Source organism: Streptomyces sp. NPDC006197, from assembly GCF_040613865.1.
Classification (GTDB): Bacteria; Actinomycetota; Actinomycetes; order Streptomycetales; family Streptomycetaceae; genus Streptomyces.
This window is the reverse complement of sequence record NZ_JBEXSZ010000062.1, coordinates 1-15,193: the sequence shown is the minus strand read 5'-3', so window position 1 is coordinate 15,193 and position 15,193 is coordinate 1. Positions and strand designations below refer to the sequence as shown.

Genomic DNA, 15,193 nt, shown 5'->3' with positions numbered 1-15,193 from the left:
TGCCGCCGCCGAGGTTTCCCTGTCCGGCATCCGAGCGACGATAAGAAGGGGGCCACAGCCCCCTGGGGGACGAGCACTCCCCGAGCCGCAGGACGAACGGAGATCCCGTGTCGAGGACAGAAGAGGCGATCGCTTCCGCGGACGCGCACAGCGCGCACAACTACCACCCCCTTCCGGTCGTCGTCGCCTCGGCGGACGGCGCCTGGATGACCGACGTCGAGGGCCGTCGCTACCTCGACATGCTCGCCGGGTACTCGGCGCTCAACTTCGGGCACGGCAACCGGCGTCTGATCGACGCGGCGAAGGCGCAGCTGGAGCGGGTGACGCTGACCTCGCGCGCCTTCCACCACGACCGGTTCGCCGAGTTCTGCGCGCGGCTCGCGGAGCTGTGCGGCAAGGAGGCGGTGCTGCCGATGAACACCGGGGCGGAGGCGGTCGAGACGGCCGTGAAGACCGCCCGGAAGTGGGGGTACGAGGTGAAGGGCGTGCCGGACGGGCACGCGAAGATCGTGGTGGCGGCGAACAACTTCCACGGCCGGACGACGACGATCGTGAGCTTCTCGACGGACCACGAGGCGCGGGACCACTACGGGCCGTACACACCGGGGTTCGAGATCGTGCCGTACGGGGACCTGACGGCGATGGAGGCGGCGGTCACCGAGAACACGGTGGCCGTGCTGCTCGAACCGATCCAGGGCGAGGCGGGGGTCCTGGTCCCGCCGGCCGGCTACCTGGCGGGGGTGCGGGAGCTGACGCGCCGGCGGAACGTGCTGTTCATGGCGGACGAGATCCAGTCGGGCCTGGGCCGGACGGGGCGGACGTTCGCGTGCGAGCACGAGGGCGTGGTGCCGGACGTGTACGTCCTGGGGAAGGCGCTGGGCGGCGGGGTGGTCCCGGTGTCGGCGGTGGTGGCCGACCGCGACGTGCTCGGGGTGTTCCGGCCCGGCGAGCACGGTTCGACGTTCGGCGGGAACCCGCTGGCCTGCGCGGTGGCCCTGGAGGTCATCGCGATGCTGCGGACGGGCGAGTTCCAGGAGCGGGCGGCGGAGCTGGGCGAGCACCTCCACGCGGAGCTGGGGCTGCTCGTGGGCGGCGGCGCGGTGGAGGCGGTGCGCGGGCGCGGGCTGTGGGCCGGGGTGGACGTCGTGCCGTCCAGGGGCACGGGGCGGGAGATCTCGGAGAGGCTGATGGAGCGGGGGGTCCTGGTGAAGGACACGCACGGGTCGACGATCCGGATCGCGCCGCCGCTGGTGATCTCGAAGGAGGACCTGGACTGGGGGCTGGAGCAGCTGAGGTCGGTGCTGTCGGCCTGAGGCCCGGGACGGCGCCCCTGCCGGGGCGGCGGCCCCGGCCGTACCGGGGCGGCGGCGGTCACAGGATCACGTGCGGGAGGAAGCGGGCGTATTCGTCGGTGACGAGGCCCGTCGACTCCCGGATGCCCAGCCCCGCCGCCTCGTCCTCCACGACCCACGCCCCCAGCACCACCCGGTTGCCGTCGAAGTCCGGCAGGGGGGCCAGCTCCTGGTAGCAGCAGGCCTCCCCGTCCCGTACGAAGGGTGCCGTGCCGGCCTCGTGCAGGGTGACGCCCGCGCCCTCGCGGCCGAGCAGCGGCTTGGCGACCCAGCCGGTGGTGGAGGCGAGTTCGCGCGGCCCGTCGAGGTAGGCGGGCAGGAGGTTGGGGTGGCCGGGGTTCAGCTCCCACAGGATCGCGAGGAGTGCCTTGTTGGAGAGCAGCATCTTCCAGGCGGGTTCGATCCAGCAGGTCGTGCCGGTGCCGCCGCCGTTGTCGAGGGTGGCGAGGACGTGCGGGCCGAAGCGGTCGGTGGTCAGCCACTCCCACGGGTAGAGCTTGAAGCAGCTGCGGATGAAGCGGAGCCGGTCGTCCACGAAGCGGCGCGAGAGCCGGTCCCAGCCGATCCGTTCGACGGAGAGCGCCTCGGTGTCGAGTCCGGCCTGTTGGGCGGTCTCGCGCAGGTACGCGACCGTCATCAGGTCCTCGCCGAGTTCGTCGCCGTCCGAGTGTGCGAAGTGGACGGGGCCGGGCGGGAGGAGGTGGGCCTGGCGCTTCCAGGCGTCGACGAGCCGCTCGTGGAGGGAGTTCCACTGGTCGGCGCCGGGGAACCGCTCCTCCATCCAGAACCACTGGGGGCTCGCCGCCTCCACCAGGGAGGTGGGGGTGTCGGCGTTGTACTCCAGCATCTTGGCCGGTCCCGTGCCGTCGTAGCGCAGGTCGAAGCGGCCGTACAGGGAGGGGAGTTCGGCCCGCCGCCGCCAGGACTCGGCGACCAGCCCGGCCAGCTTCGGATCGGTGATCCCGAGCTCGGCGAAGCGGTCGTGCTCGACGATGTGCGCGGCCGCCGTCAGGCACAGCGCGTGCAGTTCCTCGACGACCTCTTCCAGGGCCTCGACCTCGGGCAGCGAGAAGGAGTAGTACGCGCTCTCGTCCCAGTACGGGCGCAGCGAGCCGTCCGGGTAGCGGGTCAGGGGGTAGACGAGTCCCTGTTCCTCGACCGTCCGCTGCCAGTCGGGCCGGGGCTCGATGGTGTGGCGTTCCACGGTGCCGTGCCCGTCTCAGCCGCCGCCGGTGCCTGAGCAGCCGAAGCCGCCGCTGTCGACCGCGGTCTTGTCGAAGCTGCCGCCGCTGACGCGCTTGTCGCGGACGGATCCGCCGTAGTAGTACGCGCCCCGGGTGGTGCTGTCGTCGTCGCTTCCGCCGCCGCTCTCGCACCGGTAGCTGGGCAGTTCCTCCCGGGTCAGCGGGTCCACGCACCTCCGGTCCGGCTCCGAACCGCACGCGGTGATCGTCGCCGCGAGCACACCCATCCCGCCGAGCACCACCGTGCTCGACCTCAGCCTGCGCATGTCCGTCGCTCCCCTTCGCTGTCGCGAACCCGTCACGTCCGTCGCGACCGCACAGTGTAGGCCGGTGTTTTCCGGCCTCACCCCCTAGAGTCGTTTCGTGCTATTCGGGATGATGTGCGCGCTGGCCTCGTCCGTCTGCTTCGGCGCGGCATCGGTGCTCCAGGCGATGGGGGCCCGCGCCGCCGAGCCGGGGACGGGGGGCGGCGTCGATGTCGCGCTGATGGGGCGGGCCCTGCGGCAGTGGCGCTATCTCGCCGGTCTCGGGATGGACGGTCTGGGCTTCGTCCTGCAGATCGTGGCCCTGCGGACGCTGCCCATCTACGTGGTGGGCGCGGCCCTCGCCGCGAGTCTGGCGGTCACGGCGGTCATCGCCTCCCGGGTGCTGAAGGTGCGGCTGAGCCGGGTGGAGTGGGCGGCCGTGGCCGTGGTCTGCGCGGGGCTCGCGATGCTGGCGCTCGCCTCCGGCAAGGAGGGCCACCGGGACGGCTCGGCGACGCTGGACTGGGTGCTCCTCGGGATCTCCTTCGGGGTCCTGCTGGTCGGCGTGGTGGCGGGCCGGCTGCCGGTGCGGTCCCGTGCGCTCGTCCTGGGGCTCGGGGCGGGTGTCGGCTTCGGGGTGGTGGAGGTGGCGGTCCGGCTGATCGACGGCGTCGACTTCGCCGATCCCGTCTGGTACGCGCTCCTCGTCGGCGGCGGGGCCGCGTTCGTCCTGCTGACCTCGGCGCTCCAGCGCGGCTCGGTGACCACGGCGACGGCGGGCGCGGTGCTCGGCGAGACGATCGGGCCCGCGATCGTCGGGGTGGCCTGGCTCGGGGACCGCACGCGGGACGGGCTCGGCTGGCTGGCGATCGCCGGTTTCGCCGTGGCGGTGGCGGGCTCCCTGACCCTGGCCCGTTTCGGCGAGGCCCCGGCACCGGTCTCGGCCCCGGAGTCCGCCACGCCGTAGCGGCCCTTCACGTCGTAGCGGCTCTTACGGCAGCACCCCGCACAGGGCCCGGAGGGCGCCCTGCCAGCCGCTGTCGGGGGGTGTGGCGTAGCCGACGACGAGGCCGTCGAGGGTGGGCGGCACCGCGGGGCGGCGGAACCGGTTGACGCCCTGGACGGCGAGGCCGCGCCAGGCGGCGGCCCGCAGGGTGGCCTGCTCGGCGCCGGGCGGGAGGGTCAGGACGGCGTGGAGGCCGGCCGCGATCCCGCTGACCCGGGTCTCCGGCGAGTGGGCGGCGACGGCCGCCACCAGCTGGTCGCGGCGGCGCCGGTAGCGCAGCCGCATCGCCCGCACGTGCCGGTCGTACGCCCCGGAGCGCAGGAACTCGGCGAAGGCCAGCTGGTCCGGCGCGCTCGACGACCAGTCCACGGCTCCCTTGGCCGCCGCCACCTCCCGCGCCAGCTCCCGCGGCAGGACCATCCAGGCGAGGCGGAGCCCGGGCGCCAGGGACTTGCTGGCGGTGCCGAAGTAGACGACGCGGTCGGGGTCGAGGCCCTGGAGGGCGCCGACCGGCTGCCGGTCGTAGCGGAACTCCCCGTCGTAGTCGTCCTCCAGGACGAAGCCGCCGGAGGCGCGCGCCCAGTCGACGACGGCCGCCCGCCGGTCCGGGGGCAGGGCGCCGCCCAGCGGGTACTGGTGGGCGGCCGTCATGAGGACGGCCCCGCATCCGTCGAGGCCGGCCAGCTCCTCGGTCCTCGTGCCGCGCTCGTCGAACCCCAGGGCGGGGGTGCCGAGTCCGGCCCGGCGCAGGAGGTCGTCGTGGAGCCACAGTCCGTACGACTCGACGGCCACGTCCCGTACGCCCCGGGCCCGCAGCACCTCGCCGATCAGCGTCAGGCCGTGCACGAAGCCGGCGCAGATCACGATCCGCTCGGGCCGGGCGTGCACGCCCCGGGCGCGGGCGAGGTACTCGGCGAGCGCGGTGCGCAGTTCGGGCCGGCCGCGCGGATCGCCGTACCCGAAGGCCTCGTTGGGGGCGTCGGTGAGGGCCCGGCGGTACGCCTTGAGCCAGTCGGCGCGCGGGAAGGAGGCGAGGTCGGGGGTGCCGGACTGCAGGTTGTGCACGAGTGCGGCGGTCCGGCCGCGGCCGGTGCCGGACGGCGGCGACGGCGGGGCCGGCGGCTCCGGGGGGCGGGGCGCGGCACGGCGGGCGACGCGGGTCCCGGAGCCCTGCCGGGCGGTGAGCCAGCCCTCGGCGACGAGTTCGGCGTAGGCGTCGGCGACGGTGTTGCGGGCCATGCCGAGGTCGGCGGCGAGCGAGCGGGAGGACGGCAGTCGGGTGCCGGCCTCCAGGCGTCCGCTGCGGACCGCCTCCCGCAGGGCGTCCATCAGGCCCGCGCGGAGCCGGGTGCCACGGAGTTCCAGGTGGAGGTCGGACCCGAAAGTGGCCCGGTCGTTCGCCATGGAAATGGACCATACAGCTGCGCCAACGGCTTCGTACGGTGGTCGGCATGACGACGACGGAAACGATCGAGCAGACCGTGTACGCCCACGAGCACGCGCCCCGCCTCCCCCTCGCCGAGCACCTCCCCGAGTTCTACCGGGCGATGATCCGGCTGGAGACGGCGGCCGCGAAGGACATCGACCCGACCCTGTACCACCTGATCAAGCTCCGCGCCTCGCAGGTCAACCGCTGCGCGTTCTGCATCGACATGCACAGCAAGGACGCGCTGGCCGAGGGCGAGAGCGTCGAGCGGATCGTGCAGCTCGCCGCCTGGGAGGAGTCCCGACACTTCTACACCGAGCGTGAACTCGCCGCGCTCGCCCTGACCGAGGCCGTCACCGTCCTCACCGACGGCTTCGTGCCCGACGAGGTGTACGCACGGGCCGCCGCGCACTTCGACGAGACCGAACTCGCCCAGGTTATCGCCGCGATCGTCACGATCAACGCCTGGAACCGGATCGGCGTCACGACGCGCATGACGCCGGGCCACTACACCCCGAAGTCCGCGTCGTGAACGCCCCGGTGAACGCCTCGGAGGCCACATCGGCGTCCGCTTCGAAGGCGGACGCTCCGAAGACGGACGCTCCGAAGACGGACGCTCCGAAGGCGGATGCTTCGAAGAACGCCGAGGTCCTCCGCGCCCTGCACCACGACCGTGCGGCCGGCGACCCGCTCGTGCTGCCCGGCCCGTGGGACGCGGCGAGCGCCCGCACCTTCGAGGCCGCCGGCTTCCCCGCCCTCGCCATCCCGAGCGCCGCCGTCGCCGCGTCCCTCGGCCACGAGGACGGGGCGACGCCCGCCGACGAGATGTTCGCCGCCGTGGCGCGCATCGTCCGGGCCGTGTCCGTCCCCGTCACGGCGGACCTGGAGGGCGGCTACGGGCTGTCCGCCGCCGAACTCGTCGAGCGGGTGCGGGAGACCGGCGCAGTCGGCGTGAACCTGGAGGACAGCGACGCCGGCGTCCTCAAGGACCCCGAGGCGCACGCGGAGTGGCTGGCGGAGGTACGGGCGGCGGCCGGGCCCGGCCTCTTCGTGAACGCGCGCGTCGACGCGTACCTCCGCGAGGGCGTCGCCGACCCGGCCGGGGAGGCGCTCGTCCGCGCCCGCCTCTACGCGGCGGCGGGCGCGGACTGCGTGTACCCGATCGAGGCCCCGCCCGCCGACCTGCCGGGCCTGCGGGCGGCCCTCGGCGACCTGCCGGTCAACGCCCTGTCCCTGCCGGACGGCCCGTCCTTCGCCGAGCTCGGCCGCCTGGGCGCGACCCGCGTCACCTTCGGCCCCGGCCTGCTGCTGCGGTCCCTGCGCGGGCTCGCGGAGCTGGCGGCCGAGGTGCGGGGCCGGGCTCAGTAGGCGCCGGGACGGAAGAAGTCCAGGGCCACGCGGAGCCGTTCGCGCTGCTGCGGCCAGTCGGCGTCCGGGCCGGCGGCCAGGATCGCGTACTGGTTGCCGTCCTCGGCGGTGAAGGCGCGGTCGACGACCTTGCGGCGGCCGCCCTCACGGTCGTACGCGTACACCAGCTCGGCGGAGTCGGCGGGCGCGTCGGGCTCGCCCGCGACCCGTCCGAGGCTGATCTCGGTGTAGCCGGGCTTGTTGGTCCGGCCGTCCTCGGAGGCGCCGCGCAGCGCCTCGTACGGCGTCATGCCCGCCTCCTGGATGACGAAGACCTGGATCAGGCTCCGCCCGTCCGGCGCGTTGTAGAACACGCCCTGCTCGGACTCGGTGCGGTTCCAGCCCTCGGGGACGGCGATCGTGAAGCCCTTGAGGTCCTCCTGGGCGCGGTAGCCGGGCGGGGGCACGTCGTCCGGGGGCGTGGACGTGACGGACGGGGACTCCGAGGGGGTCCCCGACGGAGCCCCGGACGCCGGGCCCTCCGTCTCCGCCGTGGCCGGGACGGAGGCCGGGGGACCGGCCACCGGGCCCGCCCCCTTCTCGCTCCGGCCCCAGACCATCCAGGCGCTCACGGCACCCGCCGCGAGGACGGCCGCCGCCACCCCGGCCGCCAGGACGGGGACGACCCGCGAACGGGCCCGGGGCGCCGGGACGGGCGGCGCGGGGTACTGCAAGCCACCGGCGTCGGGGGCGTATCCCGGGGGACCCGGGAGATGACCTGGCATGTACCCCGGGCCGTGGTCCGGCGCGTACTCCGGAGGAGGGGGCGGCGGCGGAGCGACGGGCCCGGCGGGCCCGGCGGGCCCGACGACCTGCGGAGCCGAAGGCCCGACGGGGGCCACGGGCCCGACGGGCCCGACGCCCTCCGGGACTACAGGCCCCGCGAACCCAGCCCCCTCCGGGACCACAGGCCCGACCGCCCCAGCCCCCTCCGGAACCACGGGCCCGGTCGGGTCTTCGGTTCGTGTGGGGGCGGGGGTGGTCTCCGGCGCCCCGCTCTCCGCGCTCTCCCAGCTCTGCGTCTCGTCGTTCCAGCGGGCCCCGCCCGCCGGAACGCCCCCGTGACCGCTCATCTCATCCTCCGAGCAGGGCGCCGACGGCCTGTCCCACGGCCACGCCCGAGGCGAGGATCCCGGCCACCGCGCCCGCGTCCGTGAGGGCGCGGCGCAGGGCGGCGAGCCGTCCGGTGCCCGCGCGTCCGGTGCCCTCGATCTCGTCCTCGGCGTCGGAGAGTTCGGTGTCGAGCGCGGTCGTCTGCTCGGAGGGGACGACGCCCTCCAGGTCGGCGCGGAGCCGGCGGATGGCCTGGAGGAGCTCCTCCTGCCGGGGGTCGCGGGCGGGCGGCGTGCCGTTCACCGTGCTGGTGACGGTGTTGTTGTCGCCGATGGTGACGTTGCCGCTGGTGTTGGTGACGTGAATGCCGTTCGGGTGGTCAGCCACGGACGCCTCCGGTCGTGGAAGTGGTGAAGGTCTTGCTGGTGACGGTGTTGTGGTGCCCGACGGTGACGTTCCCCTTGGTGTTCTCGATGAACGTGCCGCCCTCGGCCACGTGGACGATCTTCTGCTCGAACTCGGCGGTCTCGTAACCGGCTTCGCGGAGCGCGAGCGTCACGCCGTTCGCGACGCGGTCCTGCACGCTCTTCAGGTAGCGGCTGACGTCCATCTCCTGGAAGAGGGAGGCATCGTCGTCGGAGCCGAGCTCGCGGACCGAGATCCACGGCCCCTCGGGCAGCGCGCTCGCGTGGCCGGCGGTGAGCACCCGCCACAGCTGGGCGAGCGCTCGCCAGATCGTGGCCACGGCCTGTCCGGCCGAGCGCGGGGTCTGCCCGAGCGCCCAGACGGCCTTGCCGAAGTGGTGGTTGTGCCGGTAGCGGTGGGCGATCCGGTCGGCGTACCGGTAGAGCGGCTTCACCGGCCGCAGGACGTGCGGGGCGACCTCCAGCATCAGCATGCCGCCCTGGGTGTGGACGCGGACGAAGACCGTGGTGACGATCTCCTCGCCCCAGCCGCCGACCCGGATGCGGAGGAAGTGGCGGCGGGTCTCGCCGCCCTCCTCGATGGCGCGCGAGCGGTGCGCCTCGAAGCCCTCGGGGGTGTACGGGGCGGCCGCGCGGGCCGGCAGCCCGTCGACGGGCAGGAAGACGACCTCGTCGATCTCCAGCTCGCGCAGCCGGTCCCGTACGGCCGCCTGGAGCTGCGGCGAGCCGTGGAGGGAGGGCACGCGGAGCGCCTCCAGGAGGGGGACGACGTGCCGCAGGACGGCGCTGTTGTCGAGCGGTTCGGGCGCCTTGCCGTCGAGGTTCTTGCGGGGGCGCAGCTCGACGGAGAGCGACCAGGGCTCGTACGGGGAGCCGGCGCCGCAGAACGGGACGTCGGCGTCGTACATGATCAGCCGGGCGTGCTGTTCGACCCGGATCCGGTCGCGCAGCCGGCGGAAGCGGGTGCCCTCGGCGAGCTCGGCCGGGTCGGATCGCTGGTCGGCGAAGCGCTCGCGGGACAGCTCCTCGGTGAGCGCGCGGGCGAACTGGCCGCGCTGGGTGGCCACCGCCCAGGCCACGAGGAGCGGCACGGCGATGGTGATCCACACCTCCAGCGGGCCGATGTCCCACATCTCCTGGGCGGCGAGTTCGACCGCGAGGCCGACGAACTCCCCGGCCTCGCCGGTTTCGCCGAGGAACTCCCACCCGGACTCGTCGTCGCCGAACGCGAGGAGGAAGAGGAGCAGCGCGGACTGGAGGAACATGAGCCGGCCGTACCAGCGCAGCAGGAAGGCGGAGACGATCCGGTAGACGGGGGCGGTGGCGGACCGGCCGCGCACCCAGCGGGCGATGCCGAGCACCAGGAAGGGTGTGATGAGGAGCGCGATCAGGCCCTTGGTGAGGGGGATCGCGACGATCCAGAGGGCGAGGATGCCGGCGGCCCAGGCGAGTTCGACGCGGCGGGCGCGCAGCGCGTGGGCGAGGACGCGGCTCGCGTCGTAGCCGAGGGAGGGGGCGGCGAAGCGCTCCTCGTGGACGTACAGCTGGTCGATGACCGCGTCACGGAATCCGTCGTCGAGGTACGTACCGGCGCAGAGCAGCCTGGTCGCCTCGCTGGCGGCCGGTAAGCGGCGCGGGTCGACGGCGGACGAGGGTCCGCCGGACTGGTGAGGCACGAACGACTGCGACAAAACTCCCCCGATGGTGTGGAACCGTCCATGTTTCCGGCCCAGTTGGCCGGGAACCGAGGGGACAGCATAGGGGAGGCGGGAGTTCCGTGTCGGCCCGGAAAACGGCGCCCCCGGGCCGTACGGTCGGTCGTACGGTCCGGGGGCGCCGGGAGTGTGGAGCTGAATTCAGCTTCAGATCAGGCCGAGCTCGCGAACGGCGTCGCGCTCCTCGGAGAGCTCCTTCACCGAGGCGTCGATGCGGGCGCGGGAGAAGTCGTTGATCTCCAGGCCCTGGACGATCTCGTACTTGCCGTCCTTGCAGGTGACGGGGAAGGAGGAGATGAGGCCCTCCGGGACGCCGTAGGAGCCGTCGGACGGGACGCCCATGGAGGTCCAGTCGCCCTCGGCGGTGCCGTTGACCCAGGTGTACACGTGGTCGATGGCGGCGTTGGCGGCGGAGGCCGCGGAGGACGCGCCACGGGCGTCGATGATCGCGGCGCCGCGCTTGGCGACGGTCGGGATGAAGGTGTCGGCCAGCCACGCCTCGTCGTTGACGGCCTCGGCGGCGTTCTTGCCGGCGATCTCCGCGTGGAAGATGTCCGGGTACTGGGTCGCGGAGTGGTTGCCCCAGATGGTGAGGCGCTTGATGTCCGTGACCGAGGAGCCGGTCTTCTGGGCCAGCTGCGTCAGCGCGCGGTTGTGGTCCAGGCGGGTCATCGCGGTGAAGCGCTCGGCCGGGACGCCCTTGGCGGCGGACTGGGCGATCAGGGCGTTGGTGTTGGCCGGGTTGCCGACGACGAGGACCTTGATGTCGTCCGCGGCGTGGGCGGCGATGGCCTCGCCCTGCGGCTTGAAGATGCCGCCGTTGGCGGCGAGCAGGTCGCCGCGCTCCATGCCCGGGCCGCGCGGGCGGGCGCCGACGAGCAGGCCGATGTTGGCGCCCTCGAAGCCCTTCTTCGGGTCGTCGAAGATGTCGATGCCCTTGAGCAGCGGGAAGGCGCAGTCGTCGAGCTCCATGGCGGTGCCCTCGGCGGCCTTCACGCCCTGGGGGATCTCGAGGAGGCGCAGCTTGACCGGCACGTCCGCGCCGAGCAGGTGGCCGGAGGCGATGCGGAAGAGCAGCGCGTAGCCGATCTGGCCGGCCGCGCCGGTCACGGTGACATTCACGGGAGTGCGGGTCATGGCGATCTCCGTAAGACAGCTGGCGGTGGGGGTCCCTGCCCCTGGTGCGGGATAGCTCTCTTGATCGATCGGTGTCTCGACATGAAGAGATATCCAGCGGTCAGGCTATCCGACCCGGACCCTCCCGAATCCCCAACCCCTTGTGGTCCGGCTCACTGCCACCCGTCCGGGCACCGCCAACCGCCCCGACGCCGGGCCGAGGTAGCGGAATGGTCACTTCCGTGCCACAGCGCCCCGACGGAGCTTGAACCGTCTTGGTGCGTACATGACCCTTGATCGTGACGGCGCCCGCCCTCCCACGGGGGAGAGGGCGGGCGCCGTGCCTCACGCGCCGGACGGCTACGTCACCGTCAGGTGGAGCACGTCCTCCAGGAACGGGATCCGCAGCCACGGTCCCGGCTGCACCATGAGCGCGAGCAGCACGATCAGACTGCCCATCACCCCGTACGTGATCATGTCCGTGAAGCGGGAGCGGACGGCCAGCATGCCGACGGACGGCAGCGCCCGCCGCAACGCCGCGCCCGTGAGGAGCGCCGCGCCGACCAGGATCGCCCCGATCCGGAAGGACTGCGGGAACGGGTCCGTGCCCACCACGAGCAGGCCGAGTCCCGCAAGCACGAGGACGGTGAGCAGCGGCCACTGGCGCGCGGGCGCCGGCGCGTCGCCGGGGGCCGCCCGGCCGCCGCCCTCGGGGCGCGCGGTGTCGGTGGTGAGCTGCTGCCTCGGGCCGCGCTTCACCCCGTCCTCCGCCGCGCCGTCCGTACCGACCACGGTGTCCGTGCCGTCGACGGCGTCCGCGCCTTCCACGGCGTCCGTGCCGTCCGGGTTGCCGGGCGTCCCCGGGGTCCCGGAGGTCACCTCAGAGCGCCGCGGCCGCGCGCTCGGCGGCCTCGACGACGTTGACGAGGAGCTGCGCGCGGGTCATCGGGCCCACGCCGCCGGGGTTCGGGGAGATCCAGCCGGCCACCTCGGCGACGCCGGGGTGGACGTCGCCGACGATCTTGCCCTCGTCGTTGCGGGAGACGCCGACGTCGAGGACGGCCGCGCCGGGCTTCACGTCCTCGGGCTTGATCAGGTGCGGCACGCCGGCCGCCGCGACGATGATGTCGGCGCCCCGCAGGTGGGCCGCGAGGTCCCGGGTGCCGGTGTGGCACTGGGTCACGGTCGCGTTCTCGGAGCGGCGGGTGAGCAGCAGCGGCATCGGGCGCCCGATGGTGACGCCGCGGCCGACGACCACGACCTCGGCGCCCTTGATCTCGACGCCGTGCTTGCGGAGCAGCTGGATGATGCCGTACGGGGTGCAGGGCAGCGGCGCGGGCTCGTTGAGGACCAGCCGGCCGAGGTTCATCGGGTGCAGACCGTCGGCGTCCTTGGCCGGGTCCATCAGCTCCAGGATGCGGTTCTCGTCGATGCCCTTGGGCAGCGGCAGCTGGACGATGTAGCCGGTGCAGGCCGGGTCCTCGTTGAGCTCCCGTACGACCGCCTCGATCTCCTCCTGGGTGGCGGTGCCCGGCAGGGTGCGCTGGATGGAGGCGAGGCCGACCTCCGCGCAGTCGCGGTGCTTTCCGGCGACGTACTTCTGGCTGGCCGGGTCGTCGCCGACCAGGACCGTGCCGAGGCCGGGCGTGATGCCCTTCTCCTTGAGGGCCGCCACACGGACGGTCAGATCGGACTTGATCGCGGCTGCGGTGGCCTTGCCATCGAGAATCTGGGCGCTCATGGAGACATCCTCCCGGATGACCCCCGCCTTGTTCCAATTCGCCCGCGAGGAGAGGCCGGCGATGCGGAACGGTGAGTTGCATCTGCACAACTCCGCGCCGTACCGACTGGACAAGCGGTCGGCGTTGCGACGACGATGAGCCGCGTAGTACCGCGGAAAGTGCCGGGGGGAAATCCGCTCAAATGCCGTGAAAGTCCTCCGCGCGGGCCGCGTCGTCCCCGCACAGAGAAATTCACGGAGGAATCCCGCGATGAGCTTCGGCGATCCGAACAACCCCTACGGCCAGCCGCAGGGACAGGGACAGCAGCCGGGCTACGGCTACCCGCAGCAGGCCCCGCAGGGCGTGCCGCAGCAGGGCTACGGCTACCCGGCGGCCCCGCCGTACGGCGGCGGCTACCCGCAGGCCCCGGCCACGATGCCCGGTCTGATGAAGGCCGCCCGCGTGCTGCTGTTCGTCATCGGCGGCCTGCAGACCATCGTGGCGATCATCGCGGCCATCGGGATCGCCGCGGCCTCCAGCACGATCGACGACTCGGACGCCGCGGCCGGACTGGCCGGGCTGGGCTTCGCCCTCGTCATCCTGCTGGCGGTCTTCGCCTTCCTCGCGATCTTCCTCGGCGTGAAGTTCGCCAAGGGCGGCACCGCGATCCGCGTCATCACGATCATCTACGCCTCGCTGATGATCATCGGCTCGCTCGCCAACTTCGCCCAGGGTGAGCCCAACGGCATCTTCGGCGGTGTCATCAGCCTCGCCATCAGCGGCGTCATCCTGGCCTCGATGGTCAACTCGCAGGCGTCGGCCTGGTTCAACCGCCCGCGGTACTGAGCACACGGCACGACGACGAGGAGGGCCCCGTTCCGAGGAACGGGGCCCTCCTCGTCATGTGGGCCTCACACCCGCTTCAGGACCGCGAAGCCGTCCGAGCGGTAGGTGATCTCGTACCGCGCCTCCGGGTGCAGTTGCGAAGCCAGTTGCGCCGGATCCGACACCTGCTGCCCCCAGCCCCGCAGGTCGAAGGCGAGATAGTCCGGGGTGGCGCCCTTCGACGTGCCCACCCAGTAGACCCGGTGGTCCGCCGTGAGGTGCGCGAGGAGCGAGACGTCCGCCTCGACGCTCGCCCCCTCCGGCACGGCGTCGACCGCCGCCCGCGCCTCCAGGGTCCGGGTGTCCGTCCGGTACGTCTCCGACTTCATCAGCTCCCGCAGCGGCAGGTTCGCGGCGAGGACGAGCGCGACCGCCGTCGCGACCGGGACGACGACCTTGCCGTACGAGACGAGCCAGGGGCGCGGCGAGGTGCGGACCGAGCGGACGCCGTCCACGAGGGCCAGGAAGACGACGGGCATGAGGACCGCGCTGTAGTGCCAGTGCATGCCCCAGTGGTTGGCGTCCTGGGAGAGGAAGCGCCAGCCCAGGGTCGGCAGGACGAGCAGGACCAGCGGGGAGCGCAGGGCGAGGAAGCCGGTGATCGCGAGCAGGTAGAACACCATCTCCCACCGCTCGCCCGAGACGAGGGCGTCGCCGATGACCTGCCCGAAGGAGGTGTCGGCGCCCTGGCCGGTCTTCTCGATCTTGGCCCAGTAGTCGTACTGGCCGAGCCGGCTCGCCGCCGGGATCAGGACGAGGACCGTCAGCGCGAAGGCCGCCACGCCGAAGCCGGCCAGGGCGGCGCCGAGCCGCCTGCGCCCCTTCAGGAAGAGGACCGCGCCGACCATGGCGACGGTGAGGCCCATGTCCTCCTTGACGAGGACGAGCGGGACGGACCAGGCGGCGGCCGCGGTCCAGCGCCCGAGGAGCAGGGCCCGGCAGGCCAGGGCGAGCAGCGGGACGGCGAAGGCGATCTCGTGGAAGTCGGACTTGACGGCCTCCTGGAGCCCCCAGGAGAGGCCGTAGGCGACGGTCAGGCCGATGCCGGCGGCCCGGCTGCCGAGGACCTGCTGCGTGGTGCGGCCGACGACGACGGCGGAGGCGGCGAAGAGCGCGGCCTGACCGAGGAGCAGTGCTGCGGGCGAGGGCCAGATCCAGTAGAGCGGGGCGAGCAGGGCGGTGACGGGGCTGAAGTGGTCGCCGAGTATCTGGAAGCCGGGGCCCTTGATGTCGACGACGGGGGCGCGGAACTCGGCGTACGCCCGGACGGACTGCCCGAAGATCCCGAGGTCCCACGAGGGCGTGCGGAAGTGCGCGTACTGCACCCAGGAGTACAGGAAGTACAGGCCGCAGAGGACGCCCGCGAGGATCAGGTACGGGCGGAGCGGGGCCGGGGCGAGGCCCTCGGACGGCTCCGTGTCGGTGGTGTCCGCCGGGGGCCTGTTCAGTACGTCCAACACCACGTCCCCCACTACCGGCGGCCGACAAAAGAGCAACCCATTACGCGAGCGCCGCCGCGGTCAGTTCCCCGGCGGTGGCGTCGGCGCGGTAGTGCTCCATGGCGGAGGCCTGCGCCGCCGTCCGCTCCGCCACCGTCT

General features: G+C 73.1%; 15 protein-coding genes. 5 read left to right on the top strand and 10 right to left on the bottom strand.

The genetic code is table 11. The features are described from left to right. Nucleotides 1–107 precede the first annotated feature (107 nt). On the top strand, nucleotides 108–1,313 hold the full coding sequence (rocD, locus tag ABZ318_RS20395; protein ID WP_356903867.1) for an ornithine--oxo-acid transaminase: 1,206 nt from the start codon (nucleotides 108–110) through the stop codon (nucleotides 1,311–1,313). Between the two features lie 58 nt (nucleotides 1,314–1,371). On the opposite strand, the gene ABZ318_RS20390 is transcribed toward rocD, so the two are convergent. Further along, on the bottom strand, nucleotides 1,372–2,556 hold the full coding sequence (locus tag ABZ318_RS20390) for a glutathionylspermidine synthase family protein (RefSeq protein ID WP_356903866.1): 1,185 nt from the start codon (nucleotides 2,554–2,556) through the stop codon (nucleotides 1,372–1,374). Nucleotides 2,557–2,571: 15 nt separating this feature from the next. Next, the gene (locus tag ABZ318_RS20385; RefSeq protein ID WP_356903865.1) at nucleotides 2,572–2,862 is read right to left on the bottom strand and encodes a hypothetical protein; all 291 of its coding nucleotides are present in this window, start codon (nucleotides 2,860–2,862) and stop codon (nucleotides 2,572–2,574) included. A 109-nt stretch (nucleotides 2,863–2,971) separates the two neighbouring features. Between ABZ318_RS20385 and ABZ318_RS20380 the strand changes: the two genes are divergently transcribed. Continuing rightward, nucleotides 2,972–3,808, top strand: coding sequence for a hypothetical protein (locus ABZ318_RS20380; RefSeq protein ID WP_356903895.1), 837 nt, complete (start codon nucleotides 2,972–2,974; stop codon nucleotides 3,806–3,808). 24 nt (nucleotides 3,809–3,832) lie between these two features. Here the strand turns inward: ABZ318_RS20380 and ABZ318_RS20375 are convergent, their stop codons facing one another. Beyond that, entirely contained in the window at nucleotides 3,833–5,251 is a 1,419-nt protein-coding gene (locus ABZ318_RS20375; protein WP_356903864.1) for a PLP-dependent aminotransferase family protein, read from the bottom strand. A gap of 47 nt (nucleotides 5,252–5,298) precedes the next feature. Here ABZ318_RS20375 and ABZ318_RS20370 point away from each other — a divergent pair, with 47 nt between their 5' ends. After that, nucleotides 5,299–5,805, top strand: coding sequence for a carboxymuconolactone decarboxylase family protein (locus ABZ318_RS20370; RefSeq protein WP_356903863.1), 507 nt, complete (start codon nucleotides 5,299–5,301; stop codon nucleotides 5,803–5,805). Nucleotides 5,806–5,933: 128 nt separating this feature from the next. After that, complete coding sequence (locus tag ABZ318_RS20365; RefSeq protein WP_356903894.1) at nucleotides 5,934–6,641, top strand: isocitrate lyase/phosphoenolpyruvate mutase family protein; 708 nt, start codon at nucleotides 5,934–5,936, stop codon at nucleotides 6,639–6,641. Here the strand turns inward: ABZ318_RS20365 and ABZ318_RS20360 are convergent. The 6 genes from ABZ318_RS20360 to ABZ318_RS20335 form a co-directional block, all read right to left on the bottom strand. After that, a complete protein-coding gene (locus ABZ318_RS20360; protein WP_356903862.1) occupies nucleotides 6,635–7,354 on the bottom strand; it encodes a hypothetical protein in 720 nt (239 codons plus the stop codon). The genes ABZ318_RS20365 and ABZ318_RS20360 overlap by 7 nt on opposite strands. Before the next feature lie 400 nt (nucleotides 7,355–7,754). Beyond that, on the bottom strand, nucleotides 7,755–8,120 hold the full coding sequence (locus ABZ318_RS20355) for a hypothetical protein (RefSeq protein WP_356903861.1): 366 nt from the start codon (nucleotides 8,118–8,120) through the stop codon (nucleotides 7,755–7,757). Further along, nucleotides 8,113–9,834 (bottom strand): hypothetical protein, encoded by a 1,722-nt coding sequence (locus ABZ318_RS20350; protein ID WP_356903860.1) that lies wholly within the window; start codon nucleotides 9,832–9,834, stop codon nucleotides 8,113–8,115. The genes ABZ318_RS20355 and ABZ318_RS20350 overlap by 8 nt, the downstream gene beginning before the upstream one ends. A gap of 186 nt (nucleotides 9,835–10,020) precedes the next feature. After that, a complete protein-coding gene (locus tag ABZ318_RS20345) occupies nucleotides 10,021–11,010 on the bottom strand; it encodes a malate dehydrogenase (RefSeq protein WP_356903859.1) in 990 nt (329 codons plus the stop codon). Between the two features lie 339 nt (nucleotides 11,011–11,349). Then, nucleotides 11,350–11,868 (bottom strand): DUF3017 domain-containing protein, encoded by a 519-nt coding sequence (locus ABZ318_RS20340; protein WP_356903858.1) that lies wholly within the window; start codon nucleotides 11,866–11,868, stop codon nucleotides 11,350–11,352. A 1-nt stretch (nucleotide 11,869) separates the two neighbouring features. Then, the gene (locus ABZ318_RS20335) at nucleotides 11,870–12,730 is read right to left on the bottom strand and encodes a bifunctional methylenetetrahydrofolate dehydrogenase/methenyltetrahydrofolate cyclohydrolase (protein WP_356903857.1); all 861 of its coding nucleotides are present in this window, start codon (nucleotides 12,728–12,730) and stop codon (nucleotides 11,870–11,872) included. A gap of 250 nt (nucleotides 12,731–12,980) precedes the next feature. Between ABZ318_RS20335 and ABZ318_RS20330 the strand changes: the two genes are divergently transcribed. After that, the gene (locus ABZ318_RS20330; protein WP_356903856.1) at nucleotides 12,981–13,556 is read left to right on the top strand and encodes a hypothetical protein; all 576 of its coding nucleotides are present in this window, start codon (nucleotides 12,981–12,983) and stop codon (nucleotides 13,554–13,556) included. A 65-nt stretch (nucleotides 13,557–13,621) separates the two neighbouring features. Here ABZ318_RS20330 and ABZ318_RS20325 read toward each other — a convergent pair whose 3' ends face one another. Continuing rightward, a complete protein-coding gene (locus ABZ318_RS20325; RefSeq protein ID WP_356903893.1) occupies nucleotides 13,622–15,043 on the bottom strand; it encodes a DUF2079 domain-containing protein in 1,422 nt (473 codons plus the stop codon). Nucleotides 15,044–15,193: the final 150 nt, after the last annotated feature.